The sequence below is a fragment of the Stenomitos rutilans genome (assembly GCF_059505485.1).
In genome coordinates this window covers 1-17,282 of sequence record NZ_JCACKR010000154.1, presented here as the reverse complement: position 1 = coordinate 17,282, position 17,282 = coordinate 1, and the positions used below count along the sequence as shown (strand labels likewise).

At 51.5% G+C, this 17,282-nt stretch carries 17 protein-coding genes and 1 tRNA gene; 4 read left to right on the top strand and 14 right to left on the bottom strand.

Annotated features, from left to right (window positions below):
• The first annotated feature begins 84 nt into the window (after positions 1–84).
• Together AC5JLP_RS31125 and AC5JLP_RS31120 are read left to right on the top strand one after the other, a co-directional pair.
• Entirely contained in the window at positions 85–222 is a 138-nt protein-coding gene (locus AC5JLP_RS31125) for a hypothetical protein (protein ID WP_496071742.1), read from the top strand.
• A 344-nt stretch (positions 223–566) separates the two neighbouring features.
• Positions 567–1,055 carry a heterocyst master regulator PatR gene (locus AC5JLP_RS31120; RefSeq protein ID WP_496071741.1) on the top strand — a complete coding sequence of 163 codons (489 nt, stop codon included), beginning with the start codon at positions 567–569 and terminating at the stop codon, positions 1,053–1,055.
• A gap of 69 nt (positions 1,056–1,124) precedes the next feature.
• On the opposite strand, the gene AC5JLP_RS31115 is transcribed toward AC5JLP_RS31120, so the two are convergent.
• On the bottom strand, positions 1,125–1,862 hold the full coding sequence (locus AC5JLP_RS31115; protein WP_496071740.1) for a 2-phosphosulfolactate phosphatase family protein: 738 nt from the start codon (positions 1,860–1,862) through the stop codon (positions 1,125–1,127).
• Between the two features lie 378 nt (positions 1,863–2,240).
• Between AC5JLP_RS31115 and AC5JLP_RS31110 the strand changes: the two genes are divergently transcribed.
• Complete coding sequence (locus AC5JLP_RS31110) at positions 2,241–3,179, top strand: phosphoribulokinase (RefSeq protein WP_496071739.1); 939 nt, start codon at positions 2,241–2,243, stop codon at positions 3,177–3,179.
• A gap of 51 nt (positions 3,180–3,230) precedes the next feature.
• Here the strand turns inward: AC5JLP_RS31110 and AC5JLP_RS31105 are convergent.
• From AC5JLP_RS31105 to AC5JLP_RS31045, 13 genes are all read right to left on the bottom strand, one after another.
• Positions 3,231–3,315, bottom strand: a tRNA-Ser gene (locus tag AC5JLP_RS31105).
• A 142-nt stretch (positions 3,316–3,457) separates the two neighbouring features.
• Positions 3,458–4,168 (bottom strand): ROK family protein, encoded by a 711-nt coding sequence (locus tag AC5JLP_RS31100; protein ID WP_496071738.1) that lies wholly within the window; start codon positions 4,166–4,168, stop codon positions 3,458–3,460.
• Between the two features lie 97 nt (positions 4,169–4,265).
• Positions 4,266–4,811, bottom strand: a complete 546-nt coding sequence (locus AC5JLP_RS31095; RefSeq protein WP_496071737.1) for a hypothetical protein — start codon at positions 4,809–4,811, stop codon at positions 4,266–4,268.
• A 384-nt stretch (positions 4,812–5,195) separates the two neighbouring features.
• On the bottom strand, positions 5,196–5,855 hold the full coding sequence (locus AC5JLP_RS31090) for a ParA family protein (protein WP_496071736.1): 660 nt from the start codon (positions 5,853–5,855) through the stop codon (positions 5,196–5,198).
• 36 nt (positions 5,856–5,891) lie between these two features.
• The gene (locus tag AC5JLP_RS31085) at positions 5,892–7,355 is read right to left on the bottom strand and encodes a glycoside hydrolase family 13 protein (RefSeq protein WP_496071735.1); all 1,464 of its coding nucleotides are present in this window, start codon (positions 7,353–7,355) and stop codon (positions 5,892–5,894) included.
• 88 nt (positions 7,356–7,443) lie between these two features.
• On the bottom strand, positions 7,444–7,686 hold the full coding sequence (locus tag AC5JLP_RS31080; protein ID WP_496071734.1) for an excalibur calcium-binding domain-containing protein: 243 nt from the start codon (positions 7,684–7,686) through the stop codon (positions 7,444–7,446).
• A gap of 111 nt (positions 7,687–7,797) precedes the next feature.
• A complete protein-coding gene (locus AC5JLP_RS31075; RefSeq protein WP_496071733.1) occupies positions 7,798–8,655 on the bottom strand; it encodes a methyltransferase domain-containing protein in 858 nt (285 codons plus the stop codon).
• A 364-nt stretch (positions 8,656–9,019) separates the two neighbouring features.
• A complete protein-coding gene (locus AC5JLP_RS31070; protein WP_496071732.1) occupies positions 9,020–9,460 on the bottom strand; it encodes a YiiD C-terminal domain-containing protein in 441 nt (146 codons plus the stop codon).
• Between the two features lie 99 nt (positions 9,461–9,559).
• On the bottom strand, positions 9,560–10,318 hold the full coding sequence (locus AC5JLP_RS31065) for a TIGR03943 family putative permease subunit (protein ID WP_496071731.1): 759 nt from the start codon (positions 10,316–10,318) through the stop codon (positions 9,560–9,562).
• Positions 10,319–10,857: 539 nt separating this feature from the next.
• Positions 10,858–11,919 carry a permease gene (locus AC5JLP_RS31060; RefSeq protein WP_496071730.1) on the bottom strand — a complete coding sequence of 354 codons (1,062 nt, stop codon included), beginning with the start codon at positions 11,917–11,919 and terminating at the stop codon, positions 10,858–10,860.
• Positions 11,920–12,076: 157 nt separating this feature from the next.
• Positions 12,077–12,775, bottom strand: a complete 699-nt coding sequence (locus AC5JLP_RS31055) for a pentapeptide repeat-containing protein (RefSeq protein WP_496071729.1) — start codon at positions 12,773–12,775, stop codon at positions 12,077–12,079.
• A 176-nt stretch (positions 12,776–12,951) separates the two neighbouring features.
• Entirely contained in the window at positions 12,952–14,457 is a 1,506-nt protein-coding gene (locus AC5JLP_RS31050; protein WP_496071728.1) for a DICT sensory domain-containing protein, read from the bottom strand.
• Between the two features lie 116 nt (positions 14,458–14,573).
• A complete protein-coding gene (locus AC5JLP_RS31045) occupies positions 14,574–16,148 on the bottom strand; it encodes a photosystem II high light acclimation radical SAM protein (protein ID WP_496071727.1) in 1,575 nt (524 codons plus the stop codon).
• A gap of 462 nt (positions 16,149–16,610) precedes the next feature.
• On the opposite strand from AC5JLP_RS31045, the gene AC5JLP_RS31040 reads away from it, so the two are divergent.
• Positions 16,611–16,967 carry a DUF1830 domain-containing protein gene (locus tag AC5JLP_RS31040; protein WP_496071726.1) on the top strand — a complete coding sequence of 119 codons (357 nt, stop codon included), beginning with the start codon at positions 16,611–16,613 and terminating at the stop codon, positions 16,965–16,967.
• The last annotated feature ends 315 nt before the right edge of the window (positions 16,968–17,282 follow it).

The window sequence follows — 17,282 nt, the reverse complement described above, 5'->3', positions numbered from 1 at the left end:
GCAGCTTGATGGGACTTGAATTTCTTCTCCTCCACCGTAGTAACAAAAGAGGGGTAATACCATTTCCCTTTAGTTGAGCTACAGATGATGCGCTCCAATCAGCGACGCTATGCAGGTTCTGCAACTCAAAACTCAAAACTTAAAACTGAGAACTGGTATAAGCATCGATCGCCCGTCCGCAGAAGCCGTGCCTTACCCCAACGCCGTGACAGCGATGCGTAAAATCATCTTTTCTAGCGCACTGCTTGGCACGATCACACCAACACGCTGTACAAAGTTCTAAGCTGAGTTAGCGCCCTTGGCGCGGCGGCGATGCAAGCAAGACTATATCCGTGTGTTTGCGGCGTTCGCTGCTGTCCTTCTCGGCGTATACTAACATTCGGTCTTCAGGTAGATTTCGGGCAAAGTACGGGCGATCGTGCCTGCCAGTCACCTAGATTAGAGAGTGTTGGTAGGCTCGATAGATTGAGTCTGCCACTGTAGCCAGTGACCCTTTTCGTGATTGACCCGTGCCAAATTCATCCGTCCCCAAGCGTAGCCACCCATCCACGCAGCGTTCAACCCAGATGCCTTCTTTGCCACCGCCGCAAGGCTTTGAGTACCAGGCGTTTGGCTTTTTAGCTGGCACGTTGACCACAGCGCAGGAGCCATACTCCTTGTTAGTGAATGACCAACCGCTCACCATTACTGGTTGCAGCGATCGGTTACAACGTTGGCTGTACACGCAGGAGCTACCGTTAACAGGCTATTGGGGTTTGTATCCCAAATCCACCCGGAGCGGCACGACGTTCTGGTTAAAGTCTTTTGAGCCAGCGACCCCGTCAACCGAACTGGGCGTGTTTAGTATTGATGGGCAATTAGTCGCAACGAAAGGCTCAACGCAGTTAATACGGCTTCACCGCAATCAAGCGAATTCGACTGAAAAGCCATTTTCAGTTAAGGTATCAGGCTTTTTGCCAGAACCAAAGCCTGGTCAGTTTTGGCAACTGGAATGCCTGTGGGAAGACGATAAATTCACCTTGTTGGATGGCTACCGCTATCGATCGATGATCTGATTAGCTTTCAGCAGTCAGCAGTCAGCGGTCAGTTTTTTTCTAACCACCACCAACTTCTTCCGCCTTCTGCTAGGCTTGCCTGACTAGCACGCCTGGTTCGCGCTGGATAGGGAGAACATCTAACGTATCAAGCTGTGAGCAATACGTCAGGTCTTCGGTGATGCCGAGACGCAGTAACCGCTTGCCGTGGCTGGCGTGATGAAACAGTCCCAGCAAATCGTCTTGCCAATGACAGTAAAGGCTGACGGCGGCGATCGCTTCATCGTTGCCCGCCAGATCATCCAGCGAACAGCCGAGTTCCTGTTGTAGTCCGTGGGCGATCGCGCCTGCACAAACGGTATCTTCGAGCGAAAAGCTGCCTTCCCATCCAGACCCAACAATCCAGATGGTTTCAGGTTTGTGCTGGAGAAGATGCTGAACGACGGCACCACGGTTAATGAGGGCGGCAGCCAGAACGGTGGGAGCTGCCTCGATGCATTGAAGTGCTCGCGTACCATTGGTCGTGCTGATAAACAAACGACGACCACCCACGCGCTCTGGCGTACAGTCGAGGGGCGAGTTACCAAAATCAAAGCCTTCAACCTGCGATCCGCCTCGTTCCCCCGCCCGAATCCGCTTGTTAGGTGCCCAGGTTTCGCTCACGGCTATCAGCTTGTCTAAATCGCTAAAGGCTTGTACTGCTTCTGCTCCAGACCCTAGAGCGGTGGCGATCGTGCTCGTGGCGCGCAGCACATCGACGGCGATCGCGCAGTCAGCAACCATTGTCGCTGGCGTTAATTCAGGGGTATGGAAAACAGAAAGTTTCATAGGGATTCCGTAAGTGCGATGGGATGTTGAGTGCAGCGTGCATCTCTAGCCCTTGCTAGAGGCTAACCATGACTTAAAAAGGCTGTCTAAGCTGCTGCGTCTAACGTAAACGTACAGCAGTACAGAACAATTCTTAATAAAGATTCTAGAGGCGCAGCATTACTGATAATAGAGGAAAGCTTGAGCAGTTAAATTTTTAGCTCTCGTTTAAACGCAACTGATTACAGTTGTTGGACGGTTGTACTTGGGTTAAGCCTGGGGATTATTGTACTGAAAGGAGCGGCTATCTCTACGAATTTGATTGCGTCTCCGTTGCTACTTCCTTAAAATAAGCCAAATTCGTAAAATCCGTATTAGGCGGCTCGCCCTGGAGGAATCATGTCCGATCGCCCCATCATTCTTGGCATCGTTGGTGACAGTGCCGCTGGTAAAACCACCCTCACAAAGGGCATCGCGCAATTTCTAGGTCCTGAAAATGTGACTGTGATTTGTACCGATGACTATCATCGCTACGATCGCACACAGCGTGCTGAGCTTGGCATTACGGCGCTACATCCAGACTGCAACTATCTGGATATCATGCAGCAGCACCTCTCCCAACTCCGTACCGGGCAACCGATTCTTAAACCCATCTACAACCACACAACGGGAAATTTTGACCCGCCAGAGTATATTAAGCCTAGTAAGTTTGTGATCGTTGAAGGGTTACTCGGCTACTCTACGCGCGGTGCCCGCAATGCATACGATGTCAAGGTTTACCTTGCTCCACCGGAAGAATTGAGGACGCAGTGGAAGATCAAGCGAGACACCCAAAAGCGCGGCTACACAGAAGAGCAAGTGCGTGCAGAAATGGTGAAACGCGAACCCGATTCTGACGCTTACATTCGTCCTCAGCGGCAGTGGGCAGATCTGGTCGTCAGTTTCTATCCTGAGCCTGATAATGGTGGCTCAAACGGTGGGCACCTTAACGTCCGTCTTGTCTTGAGACCAAATATTCCCCACCCCGATTTAACTCAGGTTGTCACCACGAATGCTTCTAACCCAGACTCTGCGATTCGTCTGGGCCTCGATCGCGATATGGGAAAACCCGTTGATGTGCTGGAAGTTGACGGCCATGCTACCAGCGGTCAGGTCACGCGACTGGAACAGTTTATTTGTAATGACATTCCCAACTTGCTTGAGGCGTGCAATCACATCAGCAATCTAGAATTAGGCTCTGTGATTGGTACAACGGGCGAAACACTCAAGAGCTACCCCCTGGCGATCACCCAACTGTTGATCGCCTATCACATGCTCAAAGCCACTCAAGTTCATTAGTCGTAACAACTTGGAACCAGGAATAGCGATTCAACTCTAGAAGCCTAAAAACGGAGAGGGGGGGATTCGAACCCCCGATCGCTTTCGCGATGCTCGATTTCAAGTCGAGTGCATTCGACCACTCTGCCACCTCTCCAGGCGGTACATCGTTAATCTTAACCTGTCTGTTGTTCAGTAACTAGGGCGTTGGATGAAGGAGCAGAGGGGCAGGGAGGCAGAGGGGGTAGGGGAGAGTTTTGAGTTCTAAGGTGATTCTAGCTCCTGACTCCTAACTCCCCTTACGACTTTTCTTCTCGCCAAAGGGCAATGCCGCCTAGTAGCCCTGTAACGTTAGGCACAATCTTGGCGTTTTGAGGCAGATCGAGGGTGACGCATTTAGCGTTGCCGCCGCCAATGTAAAGAGTGTCGTAGTTGAACAGATGCTCTAAAGAGGCGATCGCTTTGCTCAGGCGATCGTTCCACTTCCTTTTGCCAATGTCTTCCAGGGCCGCGTTACCCAACTGTTGTTCATAGGTATCGCCTTTCCGAAATTCGTGGTGCCCTGGCTCCAAATTTGGCACTAATTTGCCATCGAGAAAAAGTGCACCCCCTACGCCCGTGCCTAAGGTGATGACCAATTCAACGCCTTGACCCTCAATGGCTCCTAACCCTTGCATATCCGCATCATTAATCACCCGGACAGGCGTGCCTAACTGCTGAGAGAGAACGTCTGCCAGGTCAACATTGAGCCAATCGGGGTCAAGGTTCACAGCGGTTTTGGTGACACCCGCTTTGACAACGCCTGGAAACCCAACAGAGACACGATCGAATGCTTTTCCCTTTGCTAACCCAACAACGGCAGCAATGACGGGTTCTGGTTTAGCGGGGTGAGGGGTTTCTACGCGATCGCGTTCTGTCAGAGGCTTACCGTTCTCATCCAGCACCATCACCTTGATGCCACTGCCGCCAATATCTACTGCCAGCGTTTGAAGTCGTTTTTCGTCTGTCATACCGATGACCATCCATGTAAATCAAGCGAGTCTTTGGCAGAAAGGGTTTCTGTCAAAGAACTGAAGATTAGCGGTTGCGATCGCGATCGTTCAAGGCTTAATCAAACCAGCCAACATCCCGGTTAAAGGCCTTAAGGGGGTCTTCGGGTGCAGCGGAGGGCGGAGGGGGCGCTAGCTTCAACTCTTTGGGTGAGCTCGCCTTCGTAGTTGCAAGCGCGCTTGTTTCTGTGCTTTTGGGTTGTGCCGCTTTCAGTTCTTTGGTGAGTTTCGCATTGGCTTCTGTAAGCTCATGCATTTCTTTACGAACTTGCTCTAGCTCAGTCTTCAGTCCGTGCATTTGATCCAGTTCGGTCTGCAATTGTTTAGCGGTTGCTGTTTGAGCATCCAACGCGGCCGTTAAGTCAGCAATTTGCTGTTGCAAGCTGTCGTCCTGTGGTGTTGTAGTCATTGTTTTAGTGTCTGCTGGAGCCGCAGTTTGCTTGGTCGATCGACTCTTGGCAGCGGTCGTTGCTTTTGCTGGAGCTGCTTTTGGTGCGATCGGCTCTTTCGCTGCCTCATCTGAGGGTTTAGCTTCTTTCGCTGCCTCATCTGAGGGTTTGTTTGCTTCCTCACGCAATAAATCTGACAATCGTCTCCTAGCCATGCGTTCTCCGCTCCCAATGCATCGTACTAATACTCTAATCGATACCTGTTCAGGTAACGCTATGTGTGGATTCCTGTTTAAGTATCTCTACAAACCATACTGCCATTTAGGAACAAACCAGCACGGCAAAATTTAGGCAGGTGGCAGAAGAAGTTGTTGGTTGTATAGCCCGTTGGGCATTCAAGAAAAGTTGTTGGTTGTTAGAGGCTGGCAGACGGCAGAAGGTTACTGTTGAACTCAAACTCGAAATTCAAAACTCTAGGACTTACGCATTTGCCCCCAAACCCCCAATCTTGGGGGCTTTGATTGAGACGGTTCCCCCAAAGTTGGGGGCTAGGGGGCGAAAGATGACCGCTTTTGCGTAAGTCCTAAACTCAAAACTCCCTACCCCTCCCAATCGCGCCGAATTTCCTCAACCACCGATCGGTAATCAGCTTCTGCTTCGCGTGCGTTGTTGCCGTACATTTGCATGATAGGCAATCCCTCTAGTGCTGCTCGTTCGTGGGCTTTGTAGGCGCGAATGAAGGCACTACAAGCGGGAATGCCTAATTCCCTTAACGTGTTTTGTGCTTCTACGGCCTCATTCAGGCTGCGAGGATCGACGCGCGTGAGCAACACTCGATGGGCGATGCCTTTGGAGGTGACGGTGGATCGAACGGTTTCAATGAGAGCCATTAAATCCATCGGGGCCGGCGGCGTTGGCAAGATGATGTAATCGGCGATCGGAATGATGGCTGTCAGCACCTCTGAAGCCAGGGCAGGTGGCGTATCAACGACGACGATCGCATAGTCTTCTCCAGGATGGTTTTCGCCATGTCGCAGGGCTGCAAGTTGCTCTGGATTAGTTTCTTGCTTGAGATCAAAGTGCATGGGTCGATCGCCTCGTCCCGCCCACCAGGTTGCAGACCCTTGCGGATCGGCATCCACTAGAAGGACGCGATCGGTTTCGGCAAACGCAGCAGCCAGGTTGATTGCGGTTGTCGTCTTACCAACGCCTCCTTTGCCATTGAGGACAACGAGGATTTTTCTTGGTGATGACGGCATGGGCTAATGGCTCGCTGAGAGGATGGTGAGATGAGGTTAAAGCAGAATGCAACCGCTACGGGGTGGTAACTCCAGGAGTAACCCTTTTGATTCTTCACTCGTGTTGGGGGTTAATTGCCCCGATCCAAAGATGATTGTCTCAGGTAATCGCTCCAGTGCAGCGGTTTCTTGCACAATGCTGGCTTTACCTGTGGCGTTGCCAATATTAACGGCAATGACGATCGTCTCTGCCTCCAAAGTCCGTGCAAAAACATAAACTGTGCCTTCTGCATACAGCACGCGATAATCGCCTGTTCGTAAAGCGGGATGGGCATGGCGCAGCGCAATGAGCTGACGGTGGTATTCCCAGATTTCGGTGTCCCAATCGGTCTCCAGGGGAAAGCCACGACGCGAATCAGGGTCGATCGCGCCTGGTAGCCCCACTTCGTCGCCATAGTAAATGCTAGGGGCACCAGGGAAGGTGAGCAGGAGCAGGGTTGCCAGTTCAACGCTGGCGCGATCGCTCCCAGCAATGGTGATCAATCGAGCGGTGTCGTGGCTGGCGAGCAGGTTCAGTTGGGTTAATTGAATCTCCCAGGGATAAAGTTCTAGAAGCGCCTGCATTTTTTCGCCATACTCTCTCGCGAAGAGTGGCGGAAAGGGTTGGTAGTCACGCCCCTGTACCTGCTCCATGTCAACACGATCGCCTGCGGCAAACGCGATCGTGGGGCCTGCAAACAGGTAATTCATCACGCCATCAAATTGGTTGCCGTCAAGCCATTCGCGCGAATCGCCCCACACTTCACCCACAATGTAGGCTTCAGGATTAGCCGCTTTGACGCGATCGCGAAACTCTTGCCAGAAGCCAGGCGTTCTAATCTCAAACGGTACGTCTAACCGCCAACCGTCGATGCCGAACTTAATCCAATACTCGGCTATTTCCATCAAATACTCGCGCACTTCGGGGTTGTCGTGGTTAAACTCCGGTAGTGCCCGGTTGTTAGCCCAGCCTTCGTAGTTTGCGGGAAAGTCGCCTGTGTAAGGTGCGAGAGGCCAGCCGTGAATCTTAAACCAGTTAACCCAGGGCGAATGAGGCCCGTTTTCTAAAATGTCATGAAAGAAAAACAATCCCCGACTGGCATGGTTAAAGACCCCATCCAGAACTACTTTCATTCCACGTCGATGCGCCTCATCCAGTAGATCTTTGAAGGCTGGATTCCCCCCCAGCATAGGATCAACCTGGTAGTAGTCGTGCGTGTGGTAGCGATGGTTGCTGGCAGACTGAAAGATTGGCGTGAAATAGATGGCAGTGATGCCTAAATCTTGCAAATAATCCAACTTTTCCATCACGCCCCACAGGTCGCCGCCTTTGTAGCCTTGAAGGGTGGGCATGGCATTCCAGTCTTCCCAACGAGCATTTTTCAACAGTCGCTTGCGAGGTTGCTGGCTACGGGCGAAGCGATCAGGAAAAATTTGGTAGAAAACGGCGTGCTTGACCCAATCTGGTGTCTGAATGTCCATGCAAATGTTTTAGCGCTTCATTTGCTACGGTAATCGCACTTGCAAGTTCAGAAGTCTGCCTTTGGTAGAAAATTGGTGTAGAAGCTGGTTAGCGTTTGGATTCGCAACCAATGCCATCTTTGTCGCCATCGAAGCGATGCGGATCAGGAGACAGGACGCGAAAATTTTTGAAGGTGATGTCTTTGCAGTCGAGGTCTGGTGGTAGAGACGGAATGCAAACACCGGGATAGGCGGCATCACAGCCAGATGGCGCTGAGTGTAGCGGGGGGGATAGTACCAATTGAAGGCATACGATCGCCAAACTAAGCCCAAACGCAAGCAGCCATTTCATAGGAGGTTCCTAATAAAAACACTCTCTATTTTTCTCACCGCGATCGAGTCGCTCAGCAAGACGATCGCACTGTCTGCCCACTCTTCATAAATTGATGAAACGTTAGCAAAGCTATGGCCGCGTTGCCGACAGCAAGCCAAACCGGACTAGCCCACTCTGGTAGCCTCGCTGCATAAGACCGAGAGAAAGCGCAGCTTGAATCGTTGTCCAACCGGAGGTGATGAGACCGACGATTGCCTCAACGTTGAATGCCGAGTCAATCACCACATTCCAGAAGGGGGCTACAGCCGCAGACCAGTCAGCCGTGCGAATTTGCTGGAAGTGGAGCGAGTGGGCGATCGACTCATACTCTGGCAGCGACAGGACGTAGGGCAGGCAGTACACGCGGTAGATATCGGCGAGATGCTTTTGCTCATTGGCTGTTAACGGCTCGCGATCGATGGGGCGATGGCACCACGTCACCATCAAAAACGTGCCGCCCGGCTTTAGCACTCGGTAGCACTCCTGCATGAACTTCGCTTTATCGGGCATATGTTCGCCGCTTTCGAGCGACCAGATGAAGTCAAAGGACTGATCAGCAAAGGGCATGTTCAGCGCATCGGCAACCTGGAACTGCGCGATCGCGCCTGTCCCTCCTGCCATGCCTGCGTTTCTGGCGCGATCGGTTGCCCGTCCTACCTGTACGGGACTCAGCGTAATGCCTGTCACGTTGGCGTTAAACTTCTCTGCAAGATAGAGCGAACTACCACCAACGCCACAACCCACATCCAAGATACTTTTTGCCTGCTCAACCTGTGCCCATTGCAGCAGTTCTTCAATCAAGTCAATTTGCGCCTGCCGCCGCTCTTTTTGCTGACGACCATCCGCACCGTAGTAGCCATGATGCATGTGTTCGCCCCAAATCTGCTCCCACAGACCAGAGGAGGCATCGTAAAACTGCTGGATTTGTTGGTTGAGGGTAGAAGTCATGATGGAGCGTGTAGAGGGCAACGAGAACGTGTAGTCAAGGGATTAGTAAAGCATGAATAGGAGAGAAAGGGAGCAGAAGGGGCAGAGGGAGCAGGGGGAGCGTTAGGGGCAAAGAGGTAAAGGGCGGAAGGATGGAGAAGTCGGAAGCAAGAAGCCAGGAGTCATACCAATTTGAATTGAAAATGCGACACATCCTGTAGGGGCAAGGCATTGCCTTGCCCCTACCCACCGATTGATCTGTAGCCGTCATTCTTTAAATCGGTATCAGAAGCCAGGAGTCAGAAAGCTAAAGGCTAAACTCAAAACTTCTGCTTTCTCCGCTTCCCCCTCTCCCCTAGCTTCCTCCGCTGCCCTCGCTCTCTGCTCAAGTTCTAATTGCAACGTATTGCCCGATGTGGGTTGCAACAAGGATTTCTGCACAGTGGGTTTCAACGTTGAGTGTGATTCTGGCTTTACCGTGTCGTTTCAGGGTGGTGTAGAAGGTGTGCCATCGATCGCGATCGCACTGACAGCAGGCTACGATCGCGTCTGTTGCGGGTTTAATAAAGTCGGTACTGCTAGATTGAATCACCAAACGATTTGGTATTTCTGCTGCCTGAAGCTTTGCCCACAACAACGCCCAACCCGTCAAAATGCCCAGGCTCGAAATACTGCCGCCAAAGATCGTTTCCCGGTGATTAATATTAGGTGCATAGGGCGCAAGGAGAGAAATTTGCACCTCATCTACTGACAAAGCCCTTATGCCCATGTGCTTGGTAATAGGAATATGCTCATGAGCATATTGCGTGATGACATCTGGTTCCACAAAGTTTACCTAACACAGCCTTTTTTGCCCCGACTCCTGACTTCTGACTCCTGACTCCTGACTCCCGCCCTCTACCTTCTGCCTTCTACCCGCATCCCCCTAATAGTCATAAGGATTTTTCGGCTCTGAAATGGGTCTCAGCGTTTTGGCGACGATCGTCAACTGGCGCTTACCAGTCAGGGTTGCTGTCATCATCTGGCCCTCAATTTCAAACCAGGTATCTGGCTTGTATGCATCGCGGCTTTGAGTCAGCTTGACGGGCAGACTGATGGGATAAGCATCGGCGGCACAGCAGGTAATCACAAACCGCGAGAGCAACAGGTAATCCTGAGGCAAATCTTTGGGATACACCACGAAGCCCTGCACTTTTGCTTTCTGTCCGGCATAGGCATCGGGTTCAGGGTAAACCGCCAGCGTTCGTACCCAATCTACTAGAGTCTTATCTTCGCTGTTTGTGGTGGCTCGAAATGCTTGGGGTTTAATGCGCGTGAGGGTGACGGTATCATTCACGCCACGATCGATCGCCGTTTGACTGGCAAAAGCACGCGGCGAAATTAGCAGTCCCAAAATCGCAGTCCCCAGCAGCAGTGCAGTACTCCAACCGGGCGGAAAGAGGGTCAGATGGCGTTCCGTTGCTCCTCCCCGCACCGATCGTCGCATCTGCTTGACCAACAGAATTGCTTTGATGCCACTCACCAGCAGCAAAATCACGCCTGAAACAACGGTCAGCCCTGTATAGTTAGGATGAATCAGCAGATTCAGCTTGCCAGTCAACCAGTATTTGATGAATAAAACACCCCAGGCGGCGATCGCCAGTACATCCAGCCAAGGGGAAAGGGTGCGAAGGAGACGAGGCATGGGTAGGAAAAGGATGAAGGATAAAGTAATGAGGGCTAAGGGATGAGGATTGAAAATTTAGGTTTATCTCAAACGCCAGAATTTCCAAACTCGACTGAGAGATGAAGCAATTAGCCAGTAGAAGATACTCCAAAAAATGACGGTCAAAGCCAAACCAAGAGGAGTAGAAACAGGAATTCTAGAGCCAGTAAGAGGGTCCAAGGTCGGTAATTCAAGCCGATAAAGGATAGATGGAACCACTTGCAGAGTCAGGTAAATGATCATCATTCTATTGAAAGAGAAAGGCGAGAGCATAAACCAGGCAATCCCAAATAAACTGAGGTGAATTGCACTGAATAACGTCCAGATGAGTATAGTTCGACGGTAAAGGAAAGCCATGATTTCTAGGCTGTGTTGTAAAACTCCTAATCGCTTCGTTGCTGAAGCTTCTACCCCCTAAATCCCCCAATCTTGGGGGACTTTGAAGCCTGTTTGGAAGCCCCAGAATTGGGGGTGGGGGGCTTTCGAGGGTTTTAAAACACGCCCTAGCTAGCCTTGCTTCAACTAAGATATAAATTCACAAACAAGGTGAACAGAAACGTAAGCAATGCTGCCAATGCGAACAGGTAGAAAACAGCTCTTGCTTTGAAGATCGACAGCATCAAGCCGATGCCTTTAAGGTCGATCATGGGACCAAAGACGAGGAATGACAGCAGCGAACCTGTGGTGAAGGTAGAAGCGAAGGACAGGGCGAAGAACGAATCAACGGTGGAGCAAATCGAGACGATCGCAGCCAGCAGCATCATGGCAAGAATCGATGTCACTGGACTTTGACCCAAATTGAGAATAATATCGCGGGGCACAAAGACCTGGACGATCGCCGCGATCGCGCTGCCCAATATTAGTACGCCGCCCAATTCTCGTAGCTCCTGTACCGTATTCTCCAACAGCAGCAACAGTTTAGAAGAGGTTGGCTTGTCGGCTGTATTGGCTCCCAGCATTCTCGCTTGTAGCTCTGCCGCATCAATCTGCAACGGCTTCGACGACTGCCCCAAAAAATACGTTCCCGACTGCAATAGGGGTGATCTTGAGATTTTAGCCTTACCTCTCTCCCCTCTCCCCTCTCCCCTCAACGCATTTACAGGAATTGCCCGTGCCACCGCAGGCTGCAACAGTGGACGTAGATCTGCCTGTGCGCTGAAGACCCAGCCAATAATTGTGGCGATCGCCAGCGAAAAGCCCACTCGCATGAAAACAATCTCTGGTTGGTCACGAAAGGCTGTCCACGTTGCCCAGAAGACGATCGGGTTAATGGTGGGTGCGGCTAAGAGGAAGCCGATCGCGACGGGAGAAGGGGCACCCTGCATCAGCAACCGTCGTGCGACAGGTACGTTGCCACATTCGCACACTGGAAACAGAAACCCGACGCAACTGCCTGTCAACGCTCCCAGAAACGGATTTTTGGGCAACCAGCGGACGAGTTTGCGCTCATCCACAAAGAACAGAAGCAAGCCCGAAAATAGCACTCCCAACAACAAAAAAGGCACTGCTTCTACCAGCAGACTGAGAAAGAGCGTAAAGGCACTGTTAAGTTGGGTGCTGTTGAGTTGGGTTAAGTTCATTCGTTTCGCGTTTGCGATTTTGCGATTGCAGTTTTATGCTTGCAGGACGATCGCAGCCATCAGGTCATTCTACAGGAATGACCATCCTACAGGAACGGTCAAAAATCTTAACGCGGTTCACTTACGGCGCTGAACGGTGAGAAGTCTCTACTTTGAACTACTCCAGAGGGACTTTCAACTCTTCAGGCTGCTTAAGCGCTATTTGTAGATCGAGCCGATTGACGGTGCGATCAAGGACGGTTCCAATCAAGCAAGCACCTGCTAGGTTCACGCCATCCAGGTTGGCATTCTCTAACTCAGCACACAGCAGGTTTGCGCCAGACAAATTCGCCCCAGCCAGATTCGCGCCCTGAAGATCTGCTTCTTCAAGGTTCGCTTCATTCAGTAGAGCGCCCTGAAGATCGGCCTGATGCAGGTTCGCACCGTGTAGATTCGCACCACTCAGGTTGGCACCACGCAAATCAGCACCGCGCAAATCGACCCCCTGTAAGTTAACGCCCATCAAATTCGCACCGCTGAGAAAAGCTCCAGAGAACGTTGCCTTATTGAGGCTTGCCCGCATCAGGTTTGCCCCGCGCAGATTACTGCCACGTAGATCCGCTTCGGTTAAATCTGCCTGCATCAGGTTTGCGCCGACTAAACTGGCTCGTACATCGGCTGCAATGAGCTTGCAGCCCACCATATTGGCACCATCCAACGCGGCCCCTGACAGCTTGGCTCGACTGAGATCCGCACCAACCAGGCGTGCCCCTGCTAGATTCGCGCCCTGGAGATTCTGACCGGACAGATCCTCGTCTTCCAAGTCAGCGCCCATCAATTTTTTAAGATTGCCAGACTGAATTGCGTTAGTGCTCATTGCAAAGGAGTTAGTTAGAGTTAGTTAAAAAGTGGAGAATAAAGAATATGCTTTGAGTCTCAAGTTGGCTCTATCTCTTTATCTGAATATAGGACTTACGCAAATTCTCGTAAAACTAGCCCCCCAGCCCCCAATTTATAGCCCTAGCGGACATACAAGAAAGGGAGAGCAAGCACTCAAAGTCTCCCAGAATTGGGGGATTCAGGGGGCGACTGCGTAAGTCCTATGATATTGATATCGGCTGCTTTCGCCTCACTAGCCGCTCCAAAGACATTATCAGCATAGTGAGAATCGATGAGCCAAAGCCCAGCCGAGATTTTTGGGACGCTGACAGATAGATTTAAGCCCTGCTGAAAGCCGCTGACTAATAGTGCCAGGGCATCGACTAATTTGGGATCCCAACGATCGCCCTGTTGCTGTTGGCATTCCGCCAGGGCTTTCGCCATACATTCCTCTTGGCTCAAAGGTTCGTGGGTATCCGTGATAGCGGTACGACGTTCAACCAGACGTTGTTGAAACTCTGCTGCTAGCGCCAAAATTCTCGACTCCAGCGGAATTTCGTCTCCCGCCAGCCCCGCGGGTTGTCCAGCGCCATTCCAGTACTCTGTCAGGTGAGTGATGATGGTGGCAATCGCCCTCAAACGAGGCATCGTTCGCAAGACCTGCGCTCCGGGTACGAGAGGACAACTCGGTGCAACAGTCGCGGCATCGGCATCGGCATAGCGTCCAAAATTGCCAGGACTCAGCGCCGTTTCTGCCGCCTGTAATGGTGCAAGGCGATGGAGCAACCCTGCCAGTTTCAAGCGATGCAGTTGCCACACAGGTAAATCAAGCAGTTGCCCGATCGCTTCTGCCAGCGCTGCCACCTCAGCCGCTGCCGTTGGATTAATCGCATCCGCTTGGTCAGTCAACTGTGCCATGCGAAGAAATGCCTGCACCTCATTAGAAACCAGGTTGTTGTCTAAAGGGGCATGATGAAGCGCTTTGTCATCGTAAGACTGGCTGTATTCGCTCAGGGTCGCTTGACCCTCTTGCAAATAGTCCACCACCCGCGACACGATCAGCCCCAATTCGTCTCGTTTTTCTGGCTGTGTAGCTGCAATTGCTTCGATTTGCGCAGTGAGTTTGGCAGCAAGCGCGGGATTATAGCGCTGGATATGGGCGATCGACAGCTCGATTGTTTCCTGAACAAGGTTGGCCTCAAACGTCCAGAACCCGTAAAACTTACGCTCCAAATCCTGGGTTGGTCGCCCCTGTGCCCCGTAATCTGCGTCAGATAGCTCCTGACACAGCACCATTGCGGCGTAGGTGGGAGCCAGAATCATCAAATGCCATTCCTGTGCCACAGGATCAGACAGATCGAGGCTAACGATTTCAACATTCTCTCTCTGGCTGGTGGGGTGCTCGGTAAACCCAGCATCGGGTGCCGCCATAATCACAATCTGCTGTGATCGATCTGCCAAATCTGCGTAGCGATCGGCTTCTTGCAGATACCATTTTCCTCGCTGAAAGGCTGTGACGACCAACGGTTCGCTACTGCTGGTGAGAATGCAATCCTCCAGTGCATGACACAGGGCCACCAACGTATTTTTGTAGTAAACGCCGAAATTCAGCGGTCGCTTACCGGAATGATTGCGTTGGTGACTAGCGCCTAGCTCTTGGAGAATGGAACCTTCTAGCATTGCAAATGAGACGGTTGATGAATGAGAACAAAAAGACCGTAAGCGGTGGTTAACAGGAGATGTTGGCAGGAAACTGTACTGGATACTGCCAGACGTGATCGCACACCCTCAATTCCTTAAGAAGCAGAGAGTGCGAGTGGTGTAGTCGGTGGGGCGATCGGAGCCGTCAGCGCTGATTCGAGATCGGCCCGTCCCAACCGTTGCTCCAGGATTGCCATCACCTCACGACCAAAATCGTTGGGATTCTGTCGCCATGCCTGAAGGCACACTTCACCAAACAGGGAGCCGAGGGGTTCAGGGTTCCAGAGCAGCTTGCGAACTGTCCAGGGCGTGATATTCATGGGGTCATACCCTGGCTTGAGGACGTTCTGGTCAAACGCATAGGTTTCCAGATGTGTATGCGGCTGCAACCCAATGAAGAAGATGGCGGGTTCCACTTTATCGGCACCAAAAATGCGCTCTAACTCACGATGGTACGCGATCGTCTGACGGATTGTCTCTGGTCGCTCGTCAATGACATTAAAGGAGTAGTTAACAGAGACGACATCGTTGAATCCAGCCGCTTTAAGATCGCGGCAGTTTTCCAGTACGGTGCGCAGGTTGTAACCCATCCGCATTTTGCGAACGAGTTCCTGAGAACCGCTGGTAATCCCGATTTCAAAGTAATTCATGCCCGTCTTCACCATCAGGTTACACAGCGCAGGCGTGAGGTTGTCTGCTCGAATATACGCGGCCCAATGAATATCCTGCATGCCAGTCTCCAGCACCTTTTGCAGAAGCTCTGCCACGTCATCCATATACTTACGCGCGGGTATGAGCTGAGCGTCAGTGAACCAGAAGTTTCGCATGCCCCGATCGTACAGTTGGCGCATCTCTGCAACCACTTCATCGGCGGGATTAATCCGTACTTGCTTACCTTCGATCACGGTGTAGATGCAGTAACAGCAGTTGTGCGGACAACCGCGTTTGGTTTGCACCCCGACGTAAAAATCCTGGGCCTGCAGGTAATAGTCAAACTCTGACCAGATGGTTTCAATGTAGTCATAGTTGCAGGCGGTTTTTTCAATGGGCGTGGGCACTTCGTGAATCATGCGATCGCGCGCTTTTGTCTCACCCACAATAAAACAGCGCTCATCTAAAAAGTTCTTGCCGTGGAGCAACTTCTCCAGCAGTGCCTCCCCTTCACCCACTGAGACAATCGTGCCTTTGGGTAAGCTGCGTCCAAGCTGCTCGTAAAACACGCTGACGGCTCCGCCACCGACTACCGATCGCACAGCGGGGTTGTACCGTTTGGCACGCTTCATACCGCGCTTGATTAAGCCCAGATTTCGCCACAGTTCGCCGTAATATCCTTGTGCTACCCGTAGAAGACCGATCGCGCCCCGAAGCTTTACCAACGGGTTGCGTGCATAGTAAAACTCGAACGTATGCTGCAAGGGGTTGCCGCCTCGTCCACCTACAGGCGCATAGATCTGAATGTCTCTCCAGGAAAAGACTAGCAAGCTTGGCTTGAACTCATCAATACAAGTATCGAGTGCCGACGCATAGTCTAATGGTGGCACTGTTCCCAGGTCAAAAATGCGCTGCTCCACTTTGGGAAACTGCTTGTGGACGTGATCGGCAAGATAGACCACTCCAATCGGAAAAATCGGGTTGCAGGGAAGGCGAACGTAGAGAATCCGGTTATCCATCACAAGGTAATTTTTGAACCATCAACCGTAACGCACATGTTGCTTCAGCTTTTGCCGTCTTCTCAGAAGCACTGACGCATCCAGCAACTCAAAGGCGCGTCTAGGACGGTAGCAGCACAAAGCGCCAGGGCAAAATTCTGAAAACATTTTCATATAACTTTACGATACCACTGACTTTCTTTTACTGCATTGAGTTTTTTTCAGTAAAGTATCTAAAGATGAGAAAACCGCCACAGGATGAGCTTCGTTATACGGTGTTGCATATTGACGGATAACCGCCGTGCGCTTACCGCCGCTGTTTTTGCAGAAGGGCGCGATCGTCGTGCGCTGCTATACAACTTGAAAATGTATCCTTAGATAGAAAATCCGGTCAAAAAGCTGGTTGGTAATCGGGTTTACAACCAGTGGGATCGCAGAATGTTACGTTCAACGTACACCTTATAGTTTCAATGTGGTCTTCTCATGGCTCAAATCTTTGATCCGCTGCCATCGAATAGCACCAATCCCATTCTTTGCTGCTATGTCAACGCTACGAGCCACATTCAAATTGCTCGCATTACCAATATTTCTAACTGGTATTTTGAGCGTGTTGTGTTTCCAGGGCAGCGATTGGTCTTTGAGGCATTGCCAGAAGGACAGCTAGAAATCCATAGCGGTAAGATAGCAAGCGCGATTATGTCGGACACCATTCCATGCGATCGCCTTTGTATCCAGGAAGAAATTAATGCGCTACCAGACCCACAGCATCTCGAACGCTTGAACGAGGGCGTAGATGTCGATAGCGGTAAGGCGACAGCGCCTGCAACGGCTGCACCATGAGGCCCCAGTGACGGCTGCTTAGAAACAAGCATTTAATTAGGACTTACGCAGTCGCCGCCTTTTCTTGTATGCCCGAAGGGCTTTAAGCCCCCAATTCTGAGGAACTTTAAGTTCTTGCTCCCCCAGAATTGGGGTTGGGGCGCTAGCTTCGCGAGAATTTGCGTAAGTCCTATTAATAACTCCGGCATTTCTCGTAGGGGCGCACAGCCGTGCGCCCCTGCCTGCAAAAGAATGTCAGTTTTACCTAATCCGCGATCCTTAGAGGCTGTTTGAAAAGCCGACTAGACCGTAAAGAAGCTCACACGGTTAGGCTGT

Excerpts from the sequence above, each read along its gene's own strand:
- AC5JLP_RS31125 (WP_496071742.1), top strand. The coding sequence starts at position 85 with ATGATGCGCTCCAATCAGCGACGCTATGCAGGTTCTGCAACTCAAAAC.
- AC5JLP_RS31120 (WP_496071741.1), top strand. The coding sequence starts at position 567 with ATGCCTTCTTTGCCACCGCCGCAAGGCTTTGAGTACCAGGCGTTTGGC.
- AC5JLP_RS31115 (WP_496071740.1), bottom strand. The coding sequence starts at position 1,862 with ATGAAACTTTCTGTTTTCCATACCCCTGAATTAACGCCAGCGACAATG.
- AC5JLP_RS31110 (WP_496071739.1), top strand. The coding sequence starts at position 2,241 with ATGTCCGATCGCCCCATCATTCTTGGCATCGTTGGTGACAGTGCCGCT.
- AC5JLP_RS31100 (WP_496071738.1), bottom strand. The coding sequence starts at position 4,168 with ATGACAGACGAAAAACGACTTCAAACGCTGGCAGTAGATATTGGCGGC.
- AC5JLP_RS31095 (WP_496071737.1), bottom strand. The coding sequence starts at position 4,811 with ATGGCTAGGAGACGATTGTCAGATTTATTGCGTGAGGAAGCAAACAAA.
- AC5JLP_RS31090 (WP_496071736.1), bottom strand. The coding sequence starts at position 5,855 with ATGCCGTCATCACCAAGAAAAATCCTCGTTGTCCTCAATGGCAAAGGA.
- AC5JLP_RS31085 (WP_496071735.1), bottom strand. The coding sequence starts at position 7,355 with ATGGACATTCAGACACCAGATTGGGTCAAGCACGCCGTTTTCTACCAA.
- AC5JLP_RS31080 (WP_496071734.1), bottom strand. The coding sequence starts at position 7,686 with ATGAAATGGCTGCTTGCGTTTGGGCTTAGTTTGGCGATCGTATGCCTT.
- AC5JLP_RS31075 (WP_496071733.1), bottom strand. The coding sequence starts at position 8,655 with ATGACTTCTACCCTCAACCAACAAATCCAGCAGTTTTACGATGCCTCC.
- AC5JLP_RS31065 (WP_496071731.1), bottom strand. The coding sequence starts at position 10,318 with ATGCCTCGTCTCCTTCGCACCCTTTCCCCTTGGCTGGATGTACTGGCG.
- AC5JLP_RS31060 (WP_496071730.1), bottom strand. The coding sequence starts at position 11,919 with ATGAACTTAACCCAACTCAACAGCACCCAACTTAACAGTGCCTTTACG.
- AC5JLP_RS31055 (WP_496071729.1), bottom strand. The coding sequence starts at position 12,775 with ATGAGCACTAACGCAATTCAGTCTGGCAATCTTAAAAAATTGATGGGC.
- AC5JLP_RS31050 (WP_496071728.1), bottom strand. The coding sequence starts at position 14,457 with ATGCTAGAAGGTTCCATTCTCCAAGAGCTAGGCGCTAGTCACCAACGC.
- AC5JLP_RS31045 (WP_496071727.1), bottom strand. The coding sequence starts at position 16,148 with ATGGATAACCGGATTCTCTACGTTCGCCTTCCCTGCAACCCGATTTTT.
- AC5JLP_RS31040 (WP_496071726.1), top strand. The coding sequence starts at position 16,611 with ATGGCTCAAATCTTTGATCCGCTGCCATCGAATAGCACCAATCCCATT.